The 24062-nt window shown below is 64.7% G+C and carries 14 protein-coding genes and 3 rRNA genes; 4 read left to right on the top strand and 13 right to left on the bottom strand.

The genetic code is table 11. The features are described 5' to 3' along the window. The first annotated feature begins 22 nt into the window (after nt 1-22). Nucleotides 23-1069 (top strand): coiled-coil domain-containing protein, encoded by a 1047-nt coding sequence (locus NWF22_RS19795; RefSeq protein WP_233751185.1) that lies wholly within the window; start codon nt 23-25, stop codon nt 1067-1069. Between the two features lie 31 nt (nt 1070-1100). Here the strand turns inward: NWF22_RS19795 and nucS are convergent, their stop codons facing one another. The 3 genes from nucS to NWF22_RS19780 are packed head-to-tail and all read right to left on the bottom strand — an operon-like array spanning nt 1101 to nt 4572. After that, nucleotides 1101-1784, bottom strand: coding sequence for an endonuclease NucS (gene nucS / locus NWF22_RS19790; RefSeq protein ID WP_160902758.1), 684 nt, complete (start codon nt 1782-1784; stop codon nt 1101-1103). A 35-nt stretch (nt 1785-1819) separates the two neighbouring features. Further along, nucleotides 1820-3274 carry a glutaminase A gene (gene glsA, locus NWF22_RS19785; protein ID WP_258321217.1) on the bottom strand — a complete coding sequence of 485 codons (1455 nt, stop codon included), beginning with the start codon at nt 3272-3274 and terminating at the stop codon, nt 1820-1822. A gap of 50 nt (nt 3275-3324) precedes the next feature. Beyond that, a complete protein-coding gene (locus tag NWF22_RS19780) occupies nt 3325-4572 on the bottom strand; it encodes a helix-turn-helix domain-containing protein (RefSeq protein ID WP_160902759.1) in 1248 nt (415 codons plus the stop codon). Nucleotides 4573-4738: 166 nt separating this feature from the next. On the opposite strand from NWF22_RS19780, the gene NWF22_RS19775 reads away from it, so the two are divergent. Next, entirely contained in the window at nt 4739-6583 is a 1845-nt protein-coding gene (locus tag NWF22_RS19775) for a flavin-containing monooxygenase (RefSeq protein ID WP_160902760.1), read from the top strand. Nucleotides 6584-6696: 113 nt separating this feature from the next. Next, a complete protein-coding gene (locus tag NWF22_RS19770) occupies nt 6697-7560 on the top strand; it encodes a universal stress protein (RefSeq protein ID WP_160902761.1) in 864 nt (287 codons plus the stop codon). A gap of 49 nt (nt 7561-7609) precedes the next feature. Here the strand turns inward: NWF22_RS19770 and mdlC are convergent, their stop codons facing one another. The 4 genes from mdlC to NWF22_RS19750 form a co-directional block, all read right to left on the bottom strand. Next, nucleotides 7610-9229, bottom strand: a complete 1620-nt coding sequence (gene mdlC / locus NWF22_RS19765; protein WP_160902762.1) for a benzoylformate decarboxylase — start codon at nt 9227-9229, stop codon at nt 7610-7612. Nucleotides 9230-9503: 274 nt separating this feature from the next. After that, nucleotides 9504-9620, bottom strand: a 5S ribosomal RNA gene (gene rrf / locus NWF22_RS19760). A 105-nt stretch (nt 9621-9725) separates the two neighbouring features. After that, a 23S ribosomal RNA gene (locus NWF22_RS19755) occupies nt 9726-12862 on the bottom strand. Between the two features lie 464 nt (nt 12863-13326). Then, nucleotides 13327-14849: ribosomal RNA gene (locus NWF22_RS19750) — 16S ribosomal RNA — on the bottom strand. Together the 16S, 23S and 5S rRNA genes form the textbook arrangement of a ribosomal RNA operon. 726 nt (nt 14850-15575) lie before the next feature. Here NWF22_RS19750 and mftM point away from each other — a divergent pair. Further along, on the top strand, nt 15576-16415 hold the full coding sequence (gene mftM / locus NWF22_RS19745; RefSeq protein WP_160903350.1) for a mycofactocin oligosaccharide methyltransferase MftM: 840 nt from the start codon (nt 15576-15578) through the stop codon (nt 16413-16415). Here mftM and NWF22_RS19740 read toward each other — a convergent pair whose 3' ends face one another. From NWF22_RS19740 to mdo, 6 genes are all read right to left on the bottom strand, one after another. Beyond that, nucleotides 16416-17069: a MadR family response regulator transcription factor gene (locus NWF22_RS19740; protein ID WP_160903349.1), complete on the bottom strand. Its 654-nt coding sequence runs from the start codon at nt 17067-17069 to the stop codon at nt 16416-16418. Beyond that, nucleotides 17066-18517 carry a MadS family sensor histidine kinase gene (locus NWF22_RS19735; RefSeq protein ID WP_160903348.1) on the bottom strand — a complete coding sequence of 484 codons (1452 nt, stop codon included), beginning with the start codon at nt 18515-18517 and terminating at the stop codon, nt 17066-17068. Before NWF22_RS19735 ends, NWF22_RS19740 begins: the two co-directional genes overlap by 4 nt. Next, nucleotides 18517-19677: an iron-containing alcohol dehydrogenase gene (locus tag NWF22_RS19730; RefSeq protein ID WP_160903421.1), complete on the bottom strand. Its 1161-nt coding sequence runs from the start codon at nt 19675-19677 to the stop codon at nt 18517-18519. Before NWF22_RS19730 ends, NWF22_RS19735 begins: the two co-directional genes overlap by 1 nt. An 84-nt stretch (nt 19678-19761) precedes the next feature. Then, nucleotides 19762-21285 (bottom strand): VWA domain-containing protein, encoded by a 1524-nt coding sequence (locus tag NWF22_RS19725; protein ID WP_160903347.1) that lies wholly within the window; start codon nt 21283-21285, stop codon nt 19762-19764. 9 nt (nt 21286-21294) lie between these two features. Further along, the gene (locus NWF22_RS19720; RefSeq protein WP_233751283.1) at nt 21295-22578 is read right to left on the bottom strand and encodes an AAA family ATPase; all 1284 of its coding nucleotides are present in this window, start codon (nt 22576-22578) and stop codon (nt 21295-21297) included. A 128-nt stretch (nt 22579-22706) separates the two neighbouring features. Next, the gene (mdo, locus tag NWF22_RS19715; protein WP_160903346.1) at nt 22707-23999 is read right to left on the bottom strand and encodes an NDMA-dependent methanol dehydrogenase; all 1293 of its coding nucleotides are present in this window, start codon (nt 23997-23999) and stop codon (nt 22707-22709) included. Nucleotides 24000-24062: the final 63 nt, after the last annotated feature.

Genomic DNA, 24062 nt, shown 5'->3' with positions numbered 1-24062 from the left:
CCCCTGAGTTAGACTGTGCCGCATGTCAGCTCCGGCACCGCGGAACGTCCCCTTCGCAGTCGTCATGCGCGGTTTCGACCGTGAGCAGGTGACCGAACACCTGCAACGCGTGGATGCCGAGCTGCGTGTGCTCGCGGCCGACCGCGACGCCGCGACGGCCAACGCCCATGAACTCGCCGCACACCTCGAGGAGGCCCGCGACGAGATCGAGGAGTTGCGTCGCGAGGTGGACAAACTCTCGGTGCCGCCGACCACCGCGCAGGGGATGAGCGAACGGCTCGGCCGCATGCTGCAGCTGGCCTCCGACGAGGCCTCGGAGATCCGCGCGGACGCCGCGGCCGAGGCTGCCGAGGTGACCTCGATCGCCCGGCAGGAGGCGGCGATGGCCCGCGACGACGCCGAGGCCGACGCGAAACGCATCCGGGAGGAAGCACAGGAGGCCGCCCGCAAGACCATCGCCGACGCCGACGAGCGGGCCCGCAAGGTCCGCGCGGACGCCGACGCGCTGGCGGCCCGGTCCGCCGAGGAGGCAGAAGAGGCGGCGCAGCTCATCGCCGAGCGCACCGCCGCGATGGAGGCCGAGCACAAGGAGACGATGTCCGCGGCACACGACGAGGCGCGGCGCATCGTCACCAAGGCCAAGGGCGAAGCCGCCGAGCTCGAGTTGCAGAGCACGCGTGCCCGACAGTCCGAGCGCGAACGGCATGACGCCGAACTCGCCGCACAGCGGGAACGCGCCCGCCACGAGGCGCAGCGGATGAAGGACACCGCGCAGGAGATCGCCACCGAACGGCTGGCGCGGTCGCGGGAACTCGCCGCGCAGGCCGACCGGGCGCGCAAGCAGGTCGTCGAGCAACTCGGTCGGGTGCGCGACGAGGTGGCCAAGCTTCCGGTGCAACTGTCCGAACGGCATCAGGATCTCGCCGAGCTGACCGAGAACGACGACGTGGAACTGCTCAACCGCGCCCTCTCCTCGCAGTCGCAGATCAAACGGTCGGGCTCCAACGGCACGAACACTGCGTCGAGTTCTTCCGCAGTCGGTTCCGGCAGCCCAGGGGCGTCGCGCTGACGGGGGCCGACGGCCCGACTCGACCGCCCGGTCAGAAGAGCCGGAACTCGGTGCTCTCGGCGCCGCGCAGGTTGTCGTAATCCAAGACCAGGCAGCGAATTCCGCGGTCCTCGGCCAGTGTGCGAGCCTGGGGTTTGATCTGCTGAGCGGCGAAGACGCCGGTGACCGGCGCCAGAATGGGGTCCCGGTTGAGCAGCTCCAGGTAACGGGTGAGCTGCTCGACACCGTCGATCTCGCCCCGACGCTTGATCTCGACCGCCACCGTCGCACCCTCGGAGTTCCGACACAGCAGATCCACCGGACCGATCGCGGTCATGTACTCGCGCCGGATCAACGTGTGCCCGACGCCCAGGGTCTCCACGTGCTCGGCCAGCAGTTCCTGCAGATGCGCCTCGACGCCGTCCTTCACCAGGCCCGGATCCACACCGAGTTCGTGCGCCGAGTCGTGTTCGATCGACGCGATGGTGATGCGGAGCTCTTCCCCGGTCTTGTTGGTGACCACCCAATAGGCCTGCGCCTCGATGCCCTCGGGGACCGGCCCCTCGGTCATCCAGCACGGCGGGCTCATCCAGTTCAGCGGCTTGTAGGCACGGTCGTCGGCGTGCACACTGACCGACCCGTCGGACTTGATCAGCAGCAACCTCTTCGCCATCGGCAGATGTGCGGTCAATCGTCCGACATAATCCACTTGGCACTCCGCGATAACCAGACGCACGGGGGTCAGCTTAACGGTCACCGGCGGTGGGCAGCTCAGCCCCCACCGAACATCTCACCGCGCCCATATCGTTGCTTCAGTTGGAACGCCTCGGCGTCGGTCACGGCATCCTCCATGGTGCCGTGAACATGCGGCAACGTCGGATCGAAGCCTCGAAGTGCCTCCGGCGCAACAATATCGGGGACGATCTGGTCGTAGCGATGCCGCTCCACACTGGCCCGGAGAACGCCGTCGGGGTCGACGACAATCGCTTTCAGACCCCGCCCCTCGAGTGAGTGCTTGAACGTCAGCACCATGGTGCGGGCCACGGCGTCGATGACCCCGGTACGCGAGATGTCGACGACCGCGACGTCGTAGTCATCGGCATCGGCTTCGAGGCGGCGCATCGCCGACTCGGCACCGGAGAACGTCAGGTCGCCCTGCAGTTCGTAGACCCGCACCCGATCACGGCAGGTCCGCAGGTAGCCACGCTCCCGCTCGCTCCAGTCCGCACCGACCCCGAACTCGCCGATGTCGTAGGTGGCGCGCATCGTCACCCGGCTTTCCCGGGTGACATTGAACATGTGCAGGCCGAGATCGGTGGACAGGTGACGACAGGTCTCGATCCCGCGCACGCTGTTGCCGTGGGCGTCCAGGCGCGGCGAGTAGACCCCGATGCCCAACTGCCCGGGCAGGATGGCCAGAATCCCGCCACCCACGCCACTCTTGGCCGGCAACCCCACCGACGAGACCCAGTCCCCGGCCCCGTCGTACATACCGCAGGTGGTCATCACCGACAGCACGCGCTGAGCGACCTCCGGAGAGACGACCTGGCGGCCGGTGCGCGGGTTGACCCCACCGGTGGCCAGCGTGCAGCCGATCACCGCGAGGTCGTCGGTGGTCACTCGCAGCGAGCACTGCCGCAGGTAGAGGTCCAGCGCGGCCTCCGGCTCGGCGCCCATCCCCCCGAAGCTGTCCAGCATGTAGGCGATCGCCCGGTTGCGCGCACCGGTTCGCGCCTCGGACCGGTACACGGCTTCGTCGAGCGTCAACCGCCGGCCGGCACACGCGCTGTAGAACGCGACGAGTTCGTCGAACGCAGCGTCCACGGCACCGTCGTCGAGGTCCCGGACCTGCGGCAACAGCAGCGACGCGGCCGTGATCGCCCCCGCGTTGATCATCGGGTTCTTGGGTCGGCGGGCCCGGTCGACACTGATCTCGTTGAATGCCTCCCCCGACGGTTCGACACCTATTCGCCTGTCGACCTCGCGGGGGCCGAGACGGGTGAGCACCATCGCGTAGGTCAGTGCCTTGGCGATCGACTGGATCGTGAACGAGGCCGCGCTGTCGCCGTGCGAGTAGACATGGCCGTCGTGCATACACAACGAGAGCCCATACCCGTCCGGCGCCACTCGGGTGAGTTCGGGAATGTAGTCGGCGACCGCACCGGAGCGCTCGACGGCGCACATGGTCATGATGTGGCGGAGGTATCCGTCAACGGGGGTTCCCACACTGAGAATGTAGGCGAACCGCGGCCGATGCGGTGGAGCAGGAGCGACGATCAGGCGGTCGGAACGTCGGCGAGTGCGCGGTTCACCCGCACGGTCACGCCGTCGGCGAACCGATAGGGATTGGCCGCCAACATCCCGCCGAGATGTTTGCGCAGCCGCGAGATCTCGGCCCGCACCGTGACGGTCCGATCGGCGACGCCGAACAGTCTCGTGGACAAGTCGGCCGCGCTGAGCCCATCGCGGTGACCGGCCAGCAGCGCCAGGATCTCGGCATGGCGTGGTGATGGCTGCATCGTCCATCGTCCCGATCCGCCCGACACCTCGACCCGCGGATGATGCGGGTCGGTGAGGTCGAGGTCGATGACGGTCGCCGAGGACGGGCGTCGGTGGTCGGCCACCCGAACCAGCCATCCGCCGGGCAGTGGTTCGATGTCACACTCCCCCAGACTGTGCAGCCACAGCCGCCCCGGCGAGGTCTGCTTGGGCAGCGTCAGTCGCGAACGGGGACTGACGCCGTCGAGCGCCGCCACCCAGCCGTCGTCGTCGATCGCCAGCGCCGGGCCGCCGAAGCGGGCCAACATCGGCGCGGCCACCGACCTCAACTGGTCCAGTGAACGACGGTGGTGATCGCGCAGACGCGACTCCGCGAGCTTCGCGACGACATCCACCAGAGCCACCGTGGTCGGGTGAATCGTCGCCGCCGGACCGCTGACATCCACGACGCCCAGCAGTGCCCCACTGCGCGGATCGTGGATGGGGGCGCCGGCGCACGTCCACGAATGGTGGGTGCGCACGAAATGCTCGGCGGAGAACACCTGCACCGCGCGCCCCGACATGAGCGCGGTGCCGATCGCATTGGTGCCCACGGTGTTCTCACCCCAGTCGGCGCCCTCCACGAAACCCAGTCGATCTGCGCGCTGCAGCACCCGCGGGGCGCCGCTGCGCCACAGCACCCGTCCCCGGGCATCGGCCACGACGAGGATGTTGTCGCCGTCGGCGATCACCGAGTCGAGGCCACGGGTGAGATCGTCCAGAACCACCGACAGACCCGATTCGAGGCGTCGGGCTTCCAGTTCCGACATGTCGAGACCCTCGTCGAGAGCCCCGAGGTCGGGATCGACGCCGGCCTGCAGAACCCGGTCCCACGACTCGCCGATCACCGACCGGGGGCGAGCAGGCATCTTCTCGCCCGCCATGGCCGCGTCGTAGACCTGCGCCAACAGGTGTGCATAGTGCCGCGGGTCGTCGCCCGCAGACACTGCGGGCTCTGGTCCGGCATGACCGTCTGATGTCGACACACCCCGATTGTGCTCCGCATCACACCGCGGCCGCAAAGGTCGTCCGGAGTTGCAGGGGGTTGCAGCCGCCCGCGGCCCGGTCGCAACCCGATGCAACCCTTTCGCCCGAGGCGTGGACCGAGGTGTGCTGTGGCTCACACAAGCACACACCCGAGGAGAGATACCCATGACCCAGACCTTGGAGCCGCCGGCCGCCCGGACCACGGCAGACCCACAGCAGCGCATCGACGCCTGGCTCGCCGACTTCGAGGCCGCACTCGCCGCGCGCGACGTGTCCCGTACGACCGGCCTGTTCGCCACCGACAGCTTCTGGCGCGACCTGGTGTCCTTCACCTGGAATCTCACGACCGTCGAGGGTCGCGAGCAGATCGGCGACATGCTGCAGGCGCGCCTCGACGACACCGCTCCGCACACATTCCGGACCAGCGAGCCACCGACCGACGACGAGGCCGGGGTGGTCACCGCCTTCATCGAATTCGAGACCGCCACCGGCCGTGGTGTGGGGCACCTACGCATCAAGCCCGACGACGCGTCTGGAACAGACGCGGCGTGGACCCTGCTCACGACCCTCCAAGAACTCAAGGGCCACGAGGAACCGGCCGGGCCAACTCGGGTGTTGGGTGCAGTACACGGCTCCGACCCGGACCGCCGCTCGTGGGCGCAGAAGCGCGACGACGAAGAGGCCGCGCTGGGCCGGACCGTCGAGCCCTACGTCCTGGTGATCGGTGGCGGACAGGGCGGTATCGCGCTGGGGGCGCGGCTGCGTCAGCTCGGGGTTCCGTCCATCGTCGTCGACCGCCACGACCGGCCCGGCGATCAGTGGCGCAAGCGGTACAAGTCGCTGTGCCTGCACGACCCGGTCTGGTACGACCACCTGCCCTACCTACCGTTTCCGGACAACTGGCCGGTGTTCGCGCCCAAGGACAAGATCGGCGACTGGCTGGAGTTCTACACCAAGGTGATGGAGGTGCCGTACTGGAGCAAGACCACCTGCACCTCGGCGTCGTACGACGAGGCCGCCCAGCAGTGGACCGTCGAACTCGACCGCGACGGCGAACCGATGACCCTGCACCCCACCCAGCTGGTGCTCGCGACCGGGATGTCCGGCAAGGCCAACGTGCCGACCATCCCCGGTCAGGACACCTTCGCCGGCGAACAGCACCATTCCAGCCAACACCCGGGACCGGACGGATACGCGGGCAAGAGGGTGGTGGTGATCGGTTCCAACAACTCCGCACATGACATCTGCAAAGCCCTGGTGGAGAACGGGATCGACACGACCATGGTGCAGCGGTCGTCGACTCACATCGTGCGGTCGGACTCGCTGATGGAGATCGGTCTCGGTGCGCTGTACAGCGAGGAAGCGGTGGCCTCCGGTATGACCACCAAGAAGGCCGATCTGACCTTTGCGTCGCTGCCGTACCGGATCATGCACGAATTCCAGATCCCGCTCTACGACCAGATCCGCGAACGGGACAAGGAGTTCTACGCTCGCCTCGAGGCCGCCGGCTTCGATCTCGACTTCGGCGACGACGACTCCGGCCTGTTCATGAAGTATCTGCGTCGCGGCTCCGGCTACTACATCGACGTCGGCGCATGCGAACTGATCGCCGACGGTTCGATCAAGCTCGAACACGGCCAGATCGACCACCTCACCGAGCACTCTGTGGTCCTCGCCGACGGAACCGAACTCCCCGCCGACGTGGTGGTCTACGCGACCGGATACGGATCCATGAACGGCTGGGCCGCCGACCTGATGGGCCAGGAGGTGGCCGACCGGGTCGGCAAGGTGTGGGGCCTCGGGTCGGCGACCACCAAGGATCCGGGCCCCTGGGAGGGCGAGCAGCGCAACATGTGGAAGCCCACCCGGCAGCCCGGTCTGTGGTTCCACGGCGGCAATCTGCATCAGTCGCGGCACTACTCGCTGTACCTCGCGCTACAGCTCAAAGCCCGCTACGAGGGCATTCCGACGCCGGTGTACGGCCTGCCGGAGGTCCATCACCTCAGTTGATCTCTCGATCGGTCGCGTGCCCCGCGGTCCACGACGGGTATGCGCCCGACAGCGCTGCGGGGCACGGTGGTCGCACCGTAGGATTTCAGCGCGGCCCACGATCGGAGTACACGATGAAGTTGCTCGTCGCCTACCTCGCCACGCCCGGCGGGGAGGACGCTGTCGCCTTCGGCGCCTGCCTCGCCCGAACCTTCGCTGCTTCCCTGGACATCGCGATCGTCATACCGCCGGACCCACCGGATGTCACCACGAGCGAGGCGGAGTTCACCGAGGCGCTCGACGAGGCGGCCAAGGAATGGGTCGCCGGTGCCGAAGACGTGGTGCCCGATGATGTCGCGGCCGACATCCAGGTCGTGGTCGACGAACACGTCGCCCACGGCCTGATCGGCGAGATCGACCGGGTCGGCGCGACCATGCTCGTCGTCGGGGGGTCCGGGGGCGGTATCACCGGACGGCACTCCCTCGGGACGGTCGTCAACGACCTGCTGCACTCATCACCGGTTCCCGTCGCGCTCGCACCCCGAGGCTTCAGCCACACCGGACCGGAACGGATTCGTGAGATCACCACAGCGATCGGCAGTCGTCCGGGCGCCGAGATCCTGCTCGACACCGCACTCGCACTCAGCGCTCGCGGCGACGTGCCGTTGCGCCTGCTGTCTCTCGTGTCCCACGATGACATCGCCGCGCGCACGACCGACGACGAGGCGGTTGCCCGTGCGGTGGATCTCGCGAACACATCGCTGCAGACCGCGCACCAACGTCTGCCCGATCAGACGCAGATCAGCTCCACCGTCGCGCAGGGACGCAACATCGAAGAAGCGGTCGGCGGCGTCGAGTGGAACGACGGTGACATGATCATGGTCGGTTCGAGCAGACTGGCCGCCCCGGGCCGGCTGTTTCTGGGCGCCACCGCCGCCAAGATGCTCACCGTCCTGGCGGTGCCGCTGTTGGTGGTACCCGGACCCGATCGCGGGTGACCTCCGCGCACGACACCAGCAGCACGGCCGTCACGCCGCGTCGCTCAGATCAGAGCAACGACGGGACGGCGGCGGTGATCGGCACTTCCAGCAGCGTCGGCCCGGACCGATCCCGTGCCGCGGAGACCTCCGCGGCCACCTCCTCCGGAGTCAACGCTCGTACACCATGGCACCCGTACGCCCTGGCCAGGGCGACGAAGTCGATGCCGGGTACGTCGAGGCCCGGCACGCCGGGAGTGTCCTCCAACTCGGCGAACGATTTGAGGATCGCGTACTCCCCGTTGCGCGGCACCACGAACAGGATGTCCAACCGGTGCTGCGCCGCGGTCCAGATCGACTGCACCGAATACTGAAACGAACCGTCACCGACGATGGCCAGCACCGGGCGATGTCGCCCGGTGTCGGCCTCCGCGAGCGCTATCCCGACACTCGCGGGCAGATTCCACCCCAGGCCCCCACTGGCAAAGGTGTAGAAGGAGTCCGGTGATGTGATCGGCCATTCCGCGTGGAGGTCGGACAGGTTCGACGGCGACTCCTCCACCACCACCGTGTCCGCGGCACAGGCACCGCGCAGCGTCCGGAAGAGTTGCCGTGCGCTCATCGCGTCGCCGTGTGCGGTCGCGGGCGCCGGTGGATGCGGCGCCATCCGATGTTCCTGCGGGGTCAACGGCTCCACCTCGCGTCGACCCCGTTTCAGCGCACCGATGAGCATCTCGATCGCGACGCCCGCGCTCGACACGAGACTGTCGCCGACCGGAGCGCGTGCCGCCTCGCCGGGGTCGTCGGTGATGTGCAGGAGACGCAGACCGTCGGGCAGATAAGGGCCGGGTACGTACGGGTAGTAGCGGAAGACCGGGGCCCCGATGATCACCGCGAGATCGTGGCCGCGCAATCGTTCGGCGAGTGGTCCCGTCGCGAACGGCAGACCACCCACGTACAGCGGATGGTCTTCGGGAAACGGTGCCCGCTCCGATGCCGGCGCAGCCCACACCGGTGCGCCGACCTTCTCGGCCAACTCCACCGCGACATCCCACGCCTGATCACGCGCGACGGCTGCACCGTAGATGAGCACCGGACGCTCCGAGCGGTCGATGGCCGATGCGAATTCCCGAAGTCTCGCGGGCTCGGCCGCCACCTGGCCGGCGCACGAGCGCACCACCGCCGGCCCGATCGCCGGCTTCTCCCAATCATCGAGTGGCAACGAGAGGAACACCGGACCCGCCGGGGGCTGAACGGCCGCCGCGTAGGCCCGCATGAACGCCGCCGGCACGTCCTCGGCGCGCACCGGCTGGTAAGCCCACTTGACCCAGGGCCTCGGCAGCAACTCCGGTTCCACGTTGGTCAGCCACGGTTCGAGCAGCAGCATCTCGCGTGTCTGTTGGCCGGCGGTCACGATCAGCGGGGTCCGGTTCATCGATGCGGTGATCAGGTTGCCCATCGCATTTCCCAGGCCGGCCGCGGTGTGCACGTTCACCAGGACCGGGCGCCGGACGCCCTGGCTGTAGCCGTCGGCGATCGCCAGGGCTGAGGCCTCTTGCAGCGCCAGGACGAACCGGAAATCGGACGGGAAGTTCTTGAGGAACGTCTCTTCAGTGGAACCCGGATTGCCGAACACGGTCGTGAGGCCGAGTTCGCGGAGCAGCTGATGGGTGACGTCACGCACGTTCATCGCGGGCCTGCCTCATCTCGACAGATCATTTCGGGTGCTCTTGACGAGCCAACGCTAGAACATCGGAACCACGCTTTTGGTCGGATTGCCGAACTATGGTGGCGCAGAATGGGCCCGCACACCCGGAGCGAACACGACTGCCGTCGGCAAACACCCCCGATCATCGACATCACCTTGCTTCGGTTGCAGGGTGGTGTTGGTGATTTCGGGTGGTGTGGGTATAGCGGGTATGCCGAAGGCCCCCAACGGTGTTGGGGGCCTTCGGTGATGTGTGGTTCGGCGGTGTCCTACTCTCCCACACTGGTTAGGGTGCAGTACCATTGGCGCTGGAGGGCTTAGCTTCCGGGTTCGGAATGGGACCGGGCGTTTCCCCTCCGCTATGGCCGCCGAAACATTGTGAAACCCACACGGGTTTGTTTGTTCGTGTGTTGTTTCAGAAGGTGCATAGTGGATGCGAGCAGAGCTCTATTTAACACTGTTTTTGGTGTTGAGTGTTGTTGGTAAGTCCTCGGCCGATTAGTACCAGTCACCTGAACCTATTACTAGGCGTACAGTTCTGGCCTATCAACCCCATGGTCTGTAGGGGGCCTTAACCACTCGAAGGTGGTGAGAAACCTCATCTTGGAACAGGCTTCCCGCTTAGATGCTTTCAGCGGTTATCCCTTCCGAACGTAGCTAACCAGCAGTGCCCTTGGTAGGACAACTGGCACACCAGAGGTTCGTCCGTCCCGGTCCTCTCGTACTAGGGACAGGTTTCCTCAAGTTTCTAGACGCGCGCGGCGGATAGAGACCGAACTGTCTCACGACGTTCTAAACCCAGCTCGCGTGCCGCTTTAATGGGCGAACAGCCCAACCCTTGGGACCTACTCCAGCCCCAGGATGCGACGAGCCGACATCGAGGTGCCAAACCATCCCGTCGATATGGACTCTTGGGGAAGATCAGCCTGTTATCCCCGGGGTACCTTTTATCCGTTGAGCGACACCACTTCCACACGTTGGTGCCGGATCACTAGTCCCGACTTTCGTCCCTGCTCGACATGTACGTCTCACAGTCAAGCTCCCTTGTGCACTTACACTCAACACCTGATTGCCAACCAGGCTGAGGGAACCTTTGGGCGCCTCCGTTACATTTTGGGAGGCAACCGCCCCAGTTAAACTACCCACCAGGCACTGTCCCTGAACCCGATCAGGGTCCGAGGTTAGAAGTCCAATACGATCAGAGTGGTATTTCAACAACGACTCCATGAACACTGGCGTGCCCACTTCACAGTCTCCCACCTATCCTACACAAACCGAACCGAACACCAATACCAAGCTATAGTGAAGGTCCCGGGGTCTTTTCGTCCTGCCGCGCGTAACGAGCATCTTTACTCGTACTGCAATTTCGCCGAGTCTGTGGTTGAGACAGCAGAGAAGTCGTTACGCCATTCGTGCAGGTCGGAACTTACCCGACAAGGAATTTCGCTACCTTAGGATGGTTATAGTTACCACCGCCGTTTACTGGGGCTTAAATTCTCAGCTTCACCCACCAAAAGTGGATTAACCGGTCCTCTTAACCTTCCAGCACCGGGCAGGCGTCAGTCCGTATACATCGTCTTACGACTTCGCACGGACCTGTGTTTTTAGTAAACAGTCGCTTCTCTCTGGTCTCTGCGACCCACACCAGCTCACACCGCGAGGGCGGTCACCGGGATGGGTCCCCCTTCTCCCGAAGTTACGGGGGCATTTTGCCGAGTTCCTTAACCACAGTTCTCTCGATCGCCTTAGTATTCTCTACCTGACCACCTGTGTTGGTTTGGGGTACGGGCCGTGTACCAACTCACTAGAGGCTTTTCTCGGCAGCATAGGATCATGGAATTCACCGCAACGGCTACGCATCACCTCTCAGACACATGAACGGCGGATTTGCCTACCGTTCGTCCTACAGGCTTACACCAGTACAACCACTGACTGGCCCCACTACCTTCCTGCGTCACCCCATCGCTTGCCTACTACCAACCAAGGTCCCATGCAGCCCCATCCGGTCACCCGAAGGTGATCCATCTGGTTTTGGATGGTTAGTACAGTTGATTCAGCATGGACGCGGATACACGGGTACGGGAATATCAACCCGTTGTCCATCGACTACGCCTGTCGGCCTCGCCTTAGGTCCCGACTCACCCTGGGCGGAATAGCCTGGCCCAGGAACCCTTGGTCATCCGGCGGCAGAGTTTCTCACTCTGCTTTCGCTACTCATGCCTGCATTCTCACTCCCACACCCTCCACACCTCGTTCACACGGGCGCTTCCACGGATGCAGGACGCTCCCCTACCCACCCCACCCACTACACAGCCATCCGTAGACGACTGTGGATGTCATGGTGGAGTGCCGCGGCTTCGGCGGTGTACTTGAGCCCCGCTACATTGTCGGCGCAGGATCACTTGACCAGTGAGCTATTACGCACTCTTTCAAGGGTGGCTGCTTCTAAGCCAACCTCCTGGTTGTCTTCGCGACCCCACATCCTTTTCCACTTAGTACACGCTTAGGGGCCTTAGCCGGCGATCTGGGCTGTTTCCCTCTCGACTACGAACCTTATCGCCCGCAGTCTCACTGCAGTGCTCTCACTTACCGGCATTCGGAGTTTGGCTGACGTCAGTAACCTAGTAGGGCCCATCGGCCATCCAGTAGCTCTACCTCCAGTAAGAAACACACCACGCTGCACCTAAATGCATTTCGGGGAGAACCAGCTATCACGGAGTTTGATTGGCCTTTCACCCCTACCCACAACTCATCCCCTCCATTTTCAACTGAAGTGGGTTCGGGCCTCCACGACGTCTTACCGACGCTTCACCCTGGCCATGGGTAGATCACTCCGCTTCGGGTCTAGACCCGGCGACTCCACGCCCTATTCAGACTCGCTTTCGCTACGGCTACCCCACACGGGTTAACCTCGCCACCGAGCACTAACTCGCAGGCTCATTCTTCAAAAGGCACGCCATCACCCACCACCCACCAAAGGGTGCACAGGCTTTGACGGATTGTAAGCGTCCGGTTTCAGGTACTATTTCACTCCCCTCCCGGGGTACTTTTCACCTTTCCCTCACGGTACTCGTCCGCTATCGGTCACCAGGAAGTATTCAGGCTTACCGGGTGGTCCCGGCAGATTCACAGCAGATTCCACGAGCCCGCTGCTACTTGGGAGAACATCACGCAAGACCACAGGCTTTCAGCTACCGGACTCTCACCGACTACGGCAGACCATTCCAGGCCACTTCACCTAACCTCTGGTTTTATCACTCACGCCCAGACAGGTAGATCCGGGAAGATGAACCCCACAACCCCACACACACAACCCCTACCCGGTCACACATGCGCATGGTTTAGCCTCCTCCGCTTTCGCTCGCCACTACTCACGGAATCACAATTGTTTTCTCTTCCTATGGGTACTGAGATGTTTCACTTCCCCACGTTCCCCCCACACCAGCTATACATTCACTGGGTGGTAACACGACATCACTCGTGCTGGGTTTCCCCATTCGGACACCCTCGGATCACAGCTCGTTTGACAACTCCCCGAGGACTATCGCGGCCTACCACGTCCTTCATCGGCTCCTGGTACCAAGGCATCCACCGAACGCCCTAAAACACTTACAACAACACCTACACCCACAGGGGCTCCGCCCCCATGCACCCCCACAACAAGGGACACACAGGCAAACAACACCCCCCACGAGTGTAGAAAAAACAACAAAAACTCGAACAAAACACACAAACCAAAAAATGATTCGTCATGCATTGCAAAATAAAGATGCTCGCATCCACTATGCACTTCTCAAACAACACACACCAGCCACCCACACACCACTCCACCCCCCACCACAGGAAGCATCAACACGGCAGCGCAACGACCGGCCCAGAAGAAACGTGTGTTCCCTCAGAACCCCGATAGTGCATTGATGACATCACGCCGGTCACCCAACGTGAACACCACCCGATACCAGCACGACAGCCGGCACCACAGCGATGAGTCTGATGTTTCACCCTCGAGCTCCCCGTGCAGCACACTCGGCCACAACCGGGGGCCTATGGGGGCAGCGCCCCCATACGTTGCTCCTTAGAAAGGAGGTGATCCAGCCGCACCTTCCGGTACGGCTACCTTGTTACGACTTCGTCCCAATCGCCGATCCCACCTTCGACGGCTCCCTCCCACGAGGGGTTAGGCCACCGGCTTCGGGTGTTACCGACTTTCATGACGTGACGGGCGGTGTGTACAAGGCCCGGGAACGTATTCACCGCAGCGTTGCTGATCTGCGATTACTAGCGACTCCGACTTCACGGGGTCGAGTTGCAGACCCCGATCCGAACTGAGACCGGCTTTAAGGGATTCGCTCCACCTCACGGTATCGCAGCCCTCTGTACCGGCCATTGTAGCATGTGTGAAGCCCTGGACATAAGGGGCATGATGACTTGACGTCATCCCCACCTTCCTCCGAGTTGACCCCGGCAGTCTCCTGCAAGTCCCCGGCATAACCCGCTGGCAATACAGGACAAGGGTTGCGCTCGTTGCGGGACTTAACCCAACATCTCACGACACGAGCTGACGACAGCCATGCACCACCTGTACACCAACCACAAGGGAACGACTATCTCTAGCCGCGTCTGGTGTATGTCAAACCCAGGTAAGGTTCTTCGCGTTGCATCGAATTAATCCACATGCTCCGCCGCTTGTGCGGGCCCCCGTCAATTCCTTTGAGTTTTAGCCTTGCGGCCGTACTCCCCAGGCGGGGTACTTAATGCGTTAGCTACGGCACGGAACTCGTGAAATGAGCCCCACACCTAGTACCCACCGTTTACGGCGTGGACTACCAGGGTATCTAATCCTGTTCGCTACCCACGCTTTCGCTCCTCAGCGTCAGTTACTACCCAGAGACCCGCCTTCGCCACCGGTGTTCCTCCTGATATCTGCGCATTTCACCGCTACACCAGGAATTCCAGTCTCCCCTGTAGTACTCAAGTCTGCCCGTATCGCCTGCACGCCTGCAGTTAAGCTGCAGAATTTCACAGACGACGCGACAAACCGCCTACGAGCTCTTTACGCCCAGTAATTCCGGACAACGCTCGCACCCTACGTATTACCGCGGCTGCTGGCACGTAGTTGGCCGGTGCTTCTTCTCCAGGTACCGTCACAAAAGCTTCGTCCCTGGTGAAAGAGGTTTACAACCCGAAGGCCGTCATCCCTCACGCGGCGTCGCTGCATCAGGCTTGCGCCCATTGTGCAATATTCCCCACTGCTGCCTCCCGTAGGAGTCTGGGCCGTGTCTCAGTCCCAGTGTGGCCGATCACCCTCTCAGGTCGGCTACCCGTCGTCGCCTTGGTAGGCCATTACCCCACCAACAAGCTGATAGGCCGCGGGCCCATCCCCAACCGCAAAAGCTTTCCACCCCCAGTCATGCAACCAGGGGTCCTATCCGGTATTAGACCCAGTTTCCCAGGCTTATCCCAAAGTCAGGGGCAGATCACCCACGTGTTACTCACCCGTTCGCCACTCGAGTACCCAGCAAGCTGGGCCTTTCCGTTCGACTTGCATGTGTTAAGCACGCCGCCAGCGTTCGTCCTGAGCCAGGATCAAACTCTCCATGAAAACCTATCGAAAAATGCCGGCAAACCAGCACTTTCAACACAATCTCAGCCAGAGAGACAAAAACCTGACCAAACAAAAACTAGCAACACCCACCCCACAGGGCAGGTGCCACAAAAAATAATTCATCTCATATCCAAAAACACTTGGACACACGATGCCAAACAAATGGCATCAGACAATTCATCAACACACTATCGAGTTCTCAAAGAACACACACCCACCGGCACCACCCCCAACGAGGCGCTCACCAGCAAGCTTCGGTCCTGATTGGATTCGCCACCCGTCTCCGGGGCAACTCTTCCAACCTACCAGACACCATCGCCAGCCCGCAACCATGCGTCGCGGTCCGAACCAGAATGACTGGCAACCCACAAAACCCCTGTCAGCGCATCACACAACCAACAACAGATTCTTCGGGGCGGCCAGAGCAAAAACCGGTTTCCCTTCCCCACCAACCTCTCGGCCGGCCCGGGCGGCGCCGTGTCGCTCTGACCCGAAGAAAGTTACGCACATTCGTAGCGAGATCCAAATCGCCTGGTCAGCGGACTGTCGTTCCACAATCACCGCAGGTCACTGCGTTGCCGCCGATCGCGTCGGCGCCCCTTTACCGCCGTATGGGACGCCCGTACCCAAGTGTGATCTGCGCCATCAATCCCGTCCTTTTGGACAGTCATCGGACCTTGATGGGCAGTTACCGCAGGTCACGTCCGTTTCTAGCGTGAGGACATGACTTTGCTCGATTGCGTCGACCCGCCGCGGTCTCGCGTGGCGGTACGCCGCGTCAGTTGCATCCCCGCCGGCTTCATCGCGTGTGGTCGGTTCGCCTGGCGACCGTGTGTCGACGGTGTCGAGATCATCCATCGGCTGGATACGTCGTCGATCAGCGACGCAGCGATGATCGACGGCCTGCAGTGTCTCGTCGATCGCGGGGTACTCGCCGGGCAGCACGACTTCGAGGAAGCCGCTCTCGGAGTCATTCGCACATCGGCACCCGACGAGGACCGCGCCTGGGCGGCGTTCTACGACAATTCGCTCGCGGAGCTGGCCGGCGGGCGCTCGCCCTTTGCGCCGATCCATCGTCGGGCCAGGTCACTGGTGGTCGGCGCCAGCGTGCTCGAGGTCGGGTCGTGCTTCGGATTCTTCGCACTCCAGTGCGCGGGCGACGGGCACCGAGTGCACGCCTGCGACATCTCTTCCGGCGCGATCTCCCTGCTGCGCTCGGCCGCGCGCAGACGGGGTGACGCCGTCACCGCGGTTGTCGGGGACGCGACCGCCCTGCCGTTCGACACCGGATCGGTCGACACGGTGACGCTCATCCACCTGCTCGAACACCTCGAGGACGACAGCGTCCGCGACGCGCTCACCGAAGCGTTGCGGGTCGCGCGACGACGTGTCGTCGTCGCGGTGCCCTACGAGGAGCGGCCCAGCGAGCATTTCGGGCATCGACAGCAGTTGACCGAACACCACCTGCGGCAGTGGTCCAGCCGCGTGAATCACTCGGGTGCCGAGTTCTTCGACGATCACGGCGGCTGGATGGTCCTGACCCCGGGCCGGGCCGCCGAGTGATCAGATCAGACCCCGCTTGCTGGCGATGTACACCGCGTCGGTCCGTTTGGTGACCCCGAGTTTGCGAATGATATTGCGGATGTGGAACTTCACCGTCGACTCGGAGATGTAGAGCGTCTGCCCGATGCGTTTGTTCGACATCCCGTCGGCGAGCAGCCGCAGCACCTCCCGCTCCCGCTCGGTCAACCCCTCCGAGACGCCGCCCTCCCCGGACACCGTCCGGAGCACGATTGCGGCGCTACGCGGGTCGAAGGCGCTGCCGCCTCCGGATACCGCTTGAATCGCGCGGACCAGTTCGGTGGTGTCTACATCCTTGACCACATATCCCCGCGCCCCGGCCTTGACCGCGCGGACCACCAGGTCGTCGTCCAGAAAGGTGGTCAACACCAGCGCGGCCACCCCCGGGTGGCGCTGCGCGATCTCGCCGATCAGTCGCAAACCCTCGTATTCCGTTCCGGCGGTGAGCTTGAGATCGACGACCACCACATCCGGGCGGCACCTGGCGACCTCGGCCAGTGCGTTCTCGTACGAATCCGCCTCACCCACCACCGCGATCGATGACTCCCGATCGAGCAGCGATCGGATACCTTCGCGAAGCAGCGCATGATCGTCGACCAGCATGGTGCGGACCGCCGTGGTTTCCGGTGCTGTCATGGTGCCTCCTTCGTGCCCGCGCCGGTGCTCGCCGTGCCGGTCACCGGGATCTCGACGCCGATACGGACGCCACCGAGCCGCGAACGCCGGATGCGCAGGCTGCCGTCGAGTTCCTCCGCCCGGGTGGCCATGTTGGCCAGTCCACGATGACGTCCCGCCAGGTCGCCGAGCGTGGCAGCGCGCAACACCTTGCGCATGTGTGCCGGGTCCCCGGCACCGTCGTCGTCGATGCTCAGCGAGATCCGGTCGTCCCCATAGGTGAGCGTCAGCCGCGCCGACGCCGCCTCGGCGTGGACCGCGGTGTTGAACAGCGCCTCGCCGGCGATTCGCAGGATGGCGTGCTGGATCTCATCGGGCAGGTCCCGCGGCCGCCCCACCACCCGCACCTCGGTCTCCAGATCGGCGGGCATGTGCATCGAGCACAGTCCGTCGAGCACCTCGCCGAGACTCAGCTCGTTGACCGTCGGCGACTGGTTGAGTGCATAGATCACCGAACGCAGCTGTTCGACCGCATCACGGGTGAGTCGACCGGCCACTTCGAGGCGCTCCGCCGTGCGCGGTTCGGCGTCGATTCGGCACACCTCGATCTGCATACCTGCCGACAGCACGGACTGGGTCACCGAGTCATGCAGTTCCCGAGCGATGCGCTCACGTTCCTCCACGATGAGACGCTGTCGCATGGCGGCCGAGAGCTCACGCTGGGTGCGCTCGAGCTCCAGATTGCGCGCGGCGAGATCGCGAGCCTGTTCCGAGGCCTTGGCGTAGGCGTGTTCGGCACGTGTGAGCTGGTGGCGACTCTCTTCGAGCAGCGCGGCGTTCAGCAATGCGACGGCCGCCTGGCGTGCCAGGATCCGCATCACGACCAGGTCCGAGGAATCCACCGGCTTGTCGGCCGGTGTCCACGCCGACAGTCCCCCGACGACCCGCCCGTCGAGGTGCATCGGCACATGCAGGTGGTGATCGTCGACCACCGGGCGCATCAGCCGGTCCATCTGGTTGCGCAGTATGTCGTTGAGTCGGTTCAGCACGTCGTCGGGCAGGTGACTCGGCGTTCGCGCCACCTGCACACCCTCGAAGGCGAGGATCGTGCCGTCGTGCGTCATCATCAGGTGCCGGGGTCCGGTCCGGTCCAGCTCACCGTCACAGAGCGCGAACACGACCCACTCCGCATCCAGATGTTCTTGGGCTGCACGGACGACCGACAGCACCAGGTTCTCGGGTCCCTCGGCCGTCTGCACGAGGGCCCGCGAGATGCGGTCCAGCGCGTCGACGACCCGCGACAGGCGTTGTTCCACTCCCCGGAACTGGGCGTAATGCGACCCTTTGACCGAATGCAGTCCGACCAGGGAGTCGAGTCGGTCGTCGGGACCGCCGGCGGTGTCGCGGCCGGAGTGTCCGTCGATCAGTGGATCGACCGAGTTCGATGCGGGGGCCCGGTAACCGGCCATCACAACGCGTCCTCGTACATCCGCTCGACGTCGTCGGCGGTCGGTGTCCGCGGGTTGGTGGTCATGCACGCGTCGGCCAACGCATGGGTTGTGAGCACGGCAAGGTGCTCGCGGCGAACGCCGAGCGGTGCCAGCGCCCCGGGCAGGCCCACGCGCGCGGCGAGGTCGGCGACCCGCGTGGCGAACCGCTCGGCGGTCGCATGCGCCGACGACGCGGCGGCGATTCCCACCGCTTCGGCGAGTTCGACATACGGTTGCGGGTCGGCATCGGCGTTGTAGCGGATCACGTGCGGCAGCAGCACCGCGTTGATCGCGCCGTGCGGTGCGTCGCACAGTCCGCCGACCGGATGGCTCATCGCGTGGGTGGCGCCGAGAATGGCGTTGGTGAACGCCATTCCGGCTTCGAGTGCGGCGTAGGCCATGTCCAGCCCCGCCTGGCTGTCACCCGGGTCGTCCACCAGTCGCTCGAGGCTGCGCCAGGCCGTGCCGATCGCCGACCGCGCGGCGATGTCGGTCAGGCGATTGTGCGCAACCGATGCGTAGGCCTCGATGCAGTGGGTGATCGCATCCATCCCCGATTGCGCGACGACCCGCGGCGGTAGCGTCGCCAGCACCCTCGGGTCGATGACCGAGACGTCGGGAACCAACCCCCGACCGACGATGGTGACCTTGGTCCGCCGGTCGACGTCGTTGATGATGCAGAACTGGGAGACGTCCGACCCGCTGCCGGCCGTGGTAGGGGCGGCGACCAGCGGAGGCAACGGACGGCGCGCCCGGTCGATGCCCTCGTACTCCAGGATGTGTCCGCCGTTCGCGGCGAGGACGGCCACGCCTTTGGCCGCGTCGATCACCGATCCCCCGCCGAGGGCGACAATGCCTTCGCAGCGAGCCGATTCGTAGTGCTCGAGCGCAGCGGACACCTCCGGTGCACGCGGATTCGGCGACACCCCGGTGAACGAGTACACCTGCTGTCCCGAGGATCGCAGGCGATCACAGAGTTCTGAGTACCAGGGCGTGGCCATCAGGGGTCGATCGGAGACGATCATCAGGCGCCGGACGCCCAGACCTTCGGCGGCACGCGGCACCTCGGCCAACGACCCGTGTCCGATGATGATCTCCGGGGTATGGAACTTGGCGATCCGCACGCCGGTGCGCGTCATCATCGCGCCAGCCTCGGTTGCCACGTCACCTCACCCGTCCCAACGCCGGTTGTCTGATCGCGATCCTACGCGGGCGATCACCGTTCAGGCACCGCTCGCGTCGACCGACACCTGTTCCAACTCGGACAGGTCATGGACGACGTGGACCCGGTCGCACATCGTTGCGTAGGCGGGCAGATCACACGAGCCCAGGCCCCAGGAATAGCTGGGCTCGGGCGTGATCCAGATCGTCTCGCGCGCACGCCGGGTGATCTCCTCGAACGCGGCCAGGTTCGGGTCCCGGCCGTTGGTCCGGCCGTCCCCGAGGATGATCACGGTGGTCCGTCGGTTGACCGCGCCGCCGAACTCCTCGAGGAAGGTGGCCAGCGCATGCCCGTAGTCGGAATCGGCGTCGGTGTCGAGCACACCCCCGGCGGGTAGGCCCGACACCACAAGCGACAACGCCTCTTCCGGCGGGTGCTCGGCGAACAGGTCGGTGATCTCGACGAGGTCGGCGACGAACGCGAATGATCGCACGTGGGCGACCATGCTCTGCAACCCGTGCACGAGCTGCAGCGTGAAGCGCGCGGCCGTACGCACCGACAGCGACACATCGGCCAGGACCAGCAGGCTCGGCCGGTCGGTGACCTTGGCGACGGTGATGGGCCGGAACGGCACCCCGTCGTAACGCAGATTCGCCCGCATGGTGCGCGCCGCGTCGACGGTGCCGCGTGCGGCGAGTGTGCGGCGAGCGCGCGGCGCTCCGTGCAGGCTGCGGATCAGGCGCCGGATCGACTCCTCCAGGCTGGCGCGCTCCTGTTCGTGGATCACCTCACGCACCGACGCCTTGATCTCGCGGCTCTCCAGCTCGTGATCGGTGGCCATCAGTTGCTCGAGGTGGTCACGCAACTTCTCCGGCAATCCGTCGAGCAGACCGGCCAACGCGCGCCGCAGCGCGGCCAGTTCCTCGGCGTCGGGTTGCCCACCGGCGGGTTCGTCGCTGTCGAGCCAGTCCAGCAGCGCCATCTCCTGGGCGACCGACAGCTCCGCATCCAGCTCGGTCGGCGTGCCGGCGACGAGATCGCCCGGACGGCCGGGGTTGTGCAGCCGGGACACCGTGAGTTGTACGCGCGCAGCGGCCTCCGAGTTGGGCACCTCGTCGGCAGACAGCACGATCTCGTCGGTCAACGAGGCCATGTCGAGTTTGTTGGCCTCCTGATGCAGGTTGTACTGCTCGGCGAGATCCTCGGGGTCGAAGTACTGCCGGATGTTGGATGGCGGTCCGTGACTGTGCCCCTGCTGCGGCGTCTCGCTGACGTCCTCGGACAGCGTGTACTCCTCGAGTTCACCGGTGTCACTGAGATCATCGTGGCTGTGCGAGTGTCCGTGTCCGTCATCGCGGTCGACCACGGCGCGCAACCCGAAGAACCGGTCGAAGACCTCGTTGAAGGTGTCCTCGTCGCGGCGGTCCTTGACCAGGCACACCTCGAGTGCCGACCGCAATAGTTCACGATCGGCGAGGATCTCCGGGGTCGCGGTGGCCCGCATGGCATCCATCGCCTCGGACACGCCGATGCGTATCCCGTGCAGTCGTAGCAACCGGACGAACCGGTGCAGTGCTCCTTCCATCGCGCCCGCCTAGAACGGCCGCTTGCCGGTGCCGCCTCGACGCTGGAACGACCGGCTGCCCTGCCCCGGACTCACGCCCCCCTTGGTGCCGGCCTCGCTGCGCGCACCCGGCGATCCGTAATAGTCCTCGCCGTGGCGCCCCGGCTGATCCTTGGCGGCGCGGCGGGCCGGTCCGGAGTTCTCATCGTGGTCATGTGAGTGGTCATGGGAGTGGCCGTGGTCATGCGAGTGCCCGTGATCATGCGAGTGGCCGTGCAGATGCTCGGGCACCTCGGCGTTGGGATCGACCAGTCGCGGGATGGCATCGATCGCCCGGGTCAGATCGCGGTCGTACTTGACGACGACGTTGGCGGTGTCGGCGAGTATCTCGGCGGTGAGATCGTCGGCGCCGAGTACGGCGAGGGTCCGCGCCCAGTCGATCGCCTCGGAGATGCTGGGCGCCTTGCGTAGATCCAGCTCACGTAGCCCGCGCACGATCTGCACGAGCTGGGTGGCCAACGTCTCCGGCAACCCCGTGTCCTTGGACTTGATGATCTCGAGTTCCCGCGGGGCATCGGGATAGTCCAGCGACAGGTGCAGGCACCGCCGCTTGAGGGCGGCCGACAGGTCTCGAGTGTTGTTGGACGTCAACACGATCATCGGTTGATGGGTGGCGACGAAGGTGCCGATCTCCGGGACGGAGACCTGATACTCCGCCAGCAACTCCAGCAGCACCGCCTCCAACGCTTCGTCGGCACGGTCGACCTCGTCGACGAGCAGCACCACCGGACGTTCGGACCGTACGGCCTCCAGTAGCGGACGCGGCGCGAGAAACCGTTCGGAGAAGAACACACTCTCCTCGGCACCGATCCGGTCGACCGCCTCCGACAGCGTCGCGGCATCCTCGACGACCTGACTGATCTTCTCGCGCAGCACCTGGGTGTACAGCAACTGCTTGCCGTAGTCCCATTCGTAGAGTGCCGTGGTCTCGTCCTGGCCCTCGTAACACTGCAGCCGCAACAGTTCTCGCCCGGTCACCTCCGCGAGCGTCTTGGCCAGCTGGGTCTTGCCGACGCCGGCGGGTCCCTCGAGCAGAATCGGCTTGTCCAGTCGGCTCTGCAGGAAAACCGTCGTGGCGAGTCGCTGATCAGCGAGATAGCCTGCTGCGGAGAACTTCTCGATCACATCGGCGACATCGGCGAAGGGCGGTGCCTCGTGACGCTCGCTCGTTCCTCGTGCGCTCCGCAGGGACCGCGAAGGATCTGGGCCCATCGCTTCGAACTCCTCGGGCTCGTCGGCGAACTGCACGGACATCTGTGTCTCCGGTTCTCTTGGACGGGTGTCGCTGATCAGGGGTGGTCGGTGGAATGCGGGCGGGTGGCGAACCCTGTTCGGGGGCAGTGGGTTCGCCACCCGCCTGCGTCGTAGTGGTTGGCGAACCCCTACGAGATCAGGTCGTCGAGATCGCCGTTGAAGGCGTGGTCGACGACGGGTCGGACGGTCTCGAAGGTGCACTCCTTCGGGTTACCCGGCGTGCAGGCGTCACCGAGGACGTGATTGGTGATCGCGTCGATCGAGTCCGACGCACCCGAGATCTCCTTGCGGTTCTCGTAGAACTTGGTGGGCCCCTGACCGAGCCGGTTCTTGATGTGCGAGTCCTGGGTGACGTCGGTGAACTTCTCCGGGATACCCACGTCGCGCAGCAGTCGGATCGCGGCGTTGAGCGCCTGATCGGCTGCCTGGACCTTGGTCATGCCGTGGGTGTCGACGCCCATCGCCTCGGCGAGATCGGCGAAGCGGTCGTAGAGCACCGGCATGTTGAATGCCCACACGCGCGGCAGTGCGATCGCGTTGTTGAGCCCGTGGTGGGTGTCGTAGAAGGCCGAGACGGCGTGGCTGATCGAGTGGATGATGCCCAGCCCACCGGAGTTGAAGGCCTGCGCAGCGATGTACTGCGCGTACATCATGCCCTCGCGGCCGGCCAGCTCGGTCGGATTCCACGTGGCCTCCCGCAGGTGGCGGGCGGTCAGGCGCACCGCGTGCAGCGCATTGCCCATCGACGGCGGGAAGTTCAACCGCGAGACGTACGGTTCGGAGGCGTGCGCGAGCACGTCGAAGCCGCACTGGGCGGTGAACGCGACCGGGCAGTCGTAGTAGAGCACCGGGTCGTCGATCGCGAGGGTGGTCACCGAGGCGTCGTCGAAGGCCACGTACTTGTGCGGCTTGTCCGGGTCGGTGGTGGTGTCGGTGATGACGTAGGCCCAGGAGGTCTCCGAGCCCGTGCCCGCGGTCGTGGACACCGCGATATGGGGTGGGTTCTTCGGGTTCTCGCTCTTGTTGAAGCCCTCGAACTCGTTGATGTTGCGGCCGTCGTGCGCGACGGAGATGCGCGCGCCCTTGCAGGCGTCGTGGGCCGATCCACCGCCGATGGAGATGAACGAGTCGCACTGTTCGGAGTTGTAGAGCGATACCGCGTCCATCACGTTGTAGTCCTTGGGATTGGACTCCACCTGATCGAACAGCACCACTTCGAGGCCGTGGTATTTGCACGATTCGACGATCTTGTGGACGGTGTCGCTGCCCCGCAGACCGGTGGTCATCACCAGGGTGCGCTTGAAGCCCAGCTTGAGCGCCTCCGGACCGATCATCTCGTGGGCACCTGGGCCCATCATCGCCCGCGGGAAGGGGTGGAACTCCTTGATGGGGAACGGTTTGAGTAGTTCGTCGACCTGCATGATGACTGTCCTCCTGCGCGTGCGCGATTTCGACATCGGTGGTGAGAGCACCGGCGACGTTAC

Origin of the sequence: Gordonia mangrovi (assembly GCF_024734075.1) — a bacterium.
Classification (GTDB): domain Bacteria; phylum Actinomycetota; class Actinomycetes; order Mycobacteriales; family Mycobacteriaceae; genus Gordonia; species Gordonia mangrovi.
The sequence above is the reverse complement of the archived record's forward strand: the minus strand, read 5'-3'. Positions and strand labels throughout refer to the sequence as shown.

Bases quoted from the DNA above. Each gene is read 5' to 3' on its own strand.
- NWF22_RS19795 (WP_233751185.1), top strand. From the start codon at position 23: ATGTCAGCTCCGGCACCGCGGAACGTCCCCTTCGCAGTCGTCATGCGC.
- NWF22_RS19775 (WP_160902760.1), top strand. From the start codon at position 4,739: ATGACCCAGACCTTGGAGCCGCCGGCCGCCCGGACCACGGCAGACCCA.
- NWF22_RS19770 (WP_160902761.1), top strand. From the start codon at position 6,697: ATGAAGTTGCTCGTCGCCTACCTCGCCACGCCCGGCGGGGAGGACGCT.
- mdlC (WP_160902762.1), bottom strand. From the start codon at position 9,229: ATGAACGTGCGTGACGTCACCCATCAGCTGCTCCGCGAACTCGGCCTC.
- mftM (WP_160903350.1), top strand. From the start codon at position 15,576: ATGACTTTGCTCGATTGCGTCGACCCGCCGCGGTCTCGCGTGGCGGTA.
- NWF22_RS19740 (WP_160903349.1), bottom strand. From the start codon at position 17,069: ATGACAGCACCGGAAACCACGGCGGTCCGCACCATGCTGGTCGACGAT.
- NWF22_RS19735 (WP_160903348.1), bottom strand. From the start codon at position 18,517: ATGGCCGGTTACCGGGCCCCCGCATCGAACTCGGTCGATCCACTGATC.
- NWF22_RS19730 (WP_160903421.1), bottom strand. From the start codon at position 19,677: ATGACGCGCACCGGCGTGCGGATCGCCAAGTTCCATACCCCGGAGATC.
- NWF22_RS19725 (WP_160903347.1), bottom strand. From the start codon at position 21,285: ATGGAAGGAGCACTGCACCGGTTCGTCCGGTTGCTACGACTGCACGGG.
- NWF22_RS19720 (WP_233751283.1), bottom strand. From the start codon at position 22,578: ATGTCCGTGCAGTTCGCCGACGAGCCCGAGGAGTTCGAAGCGATGGGC.
- mdo (WP_160903346.1), bottom strand. From the start codon at position 23,999: ATGCAGGTCGACGAACTACTCAAACCGTTCCCCATCAAGGAGTTCCAC.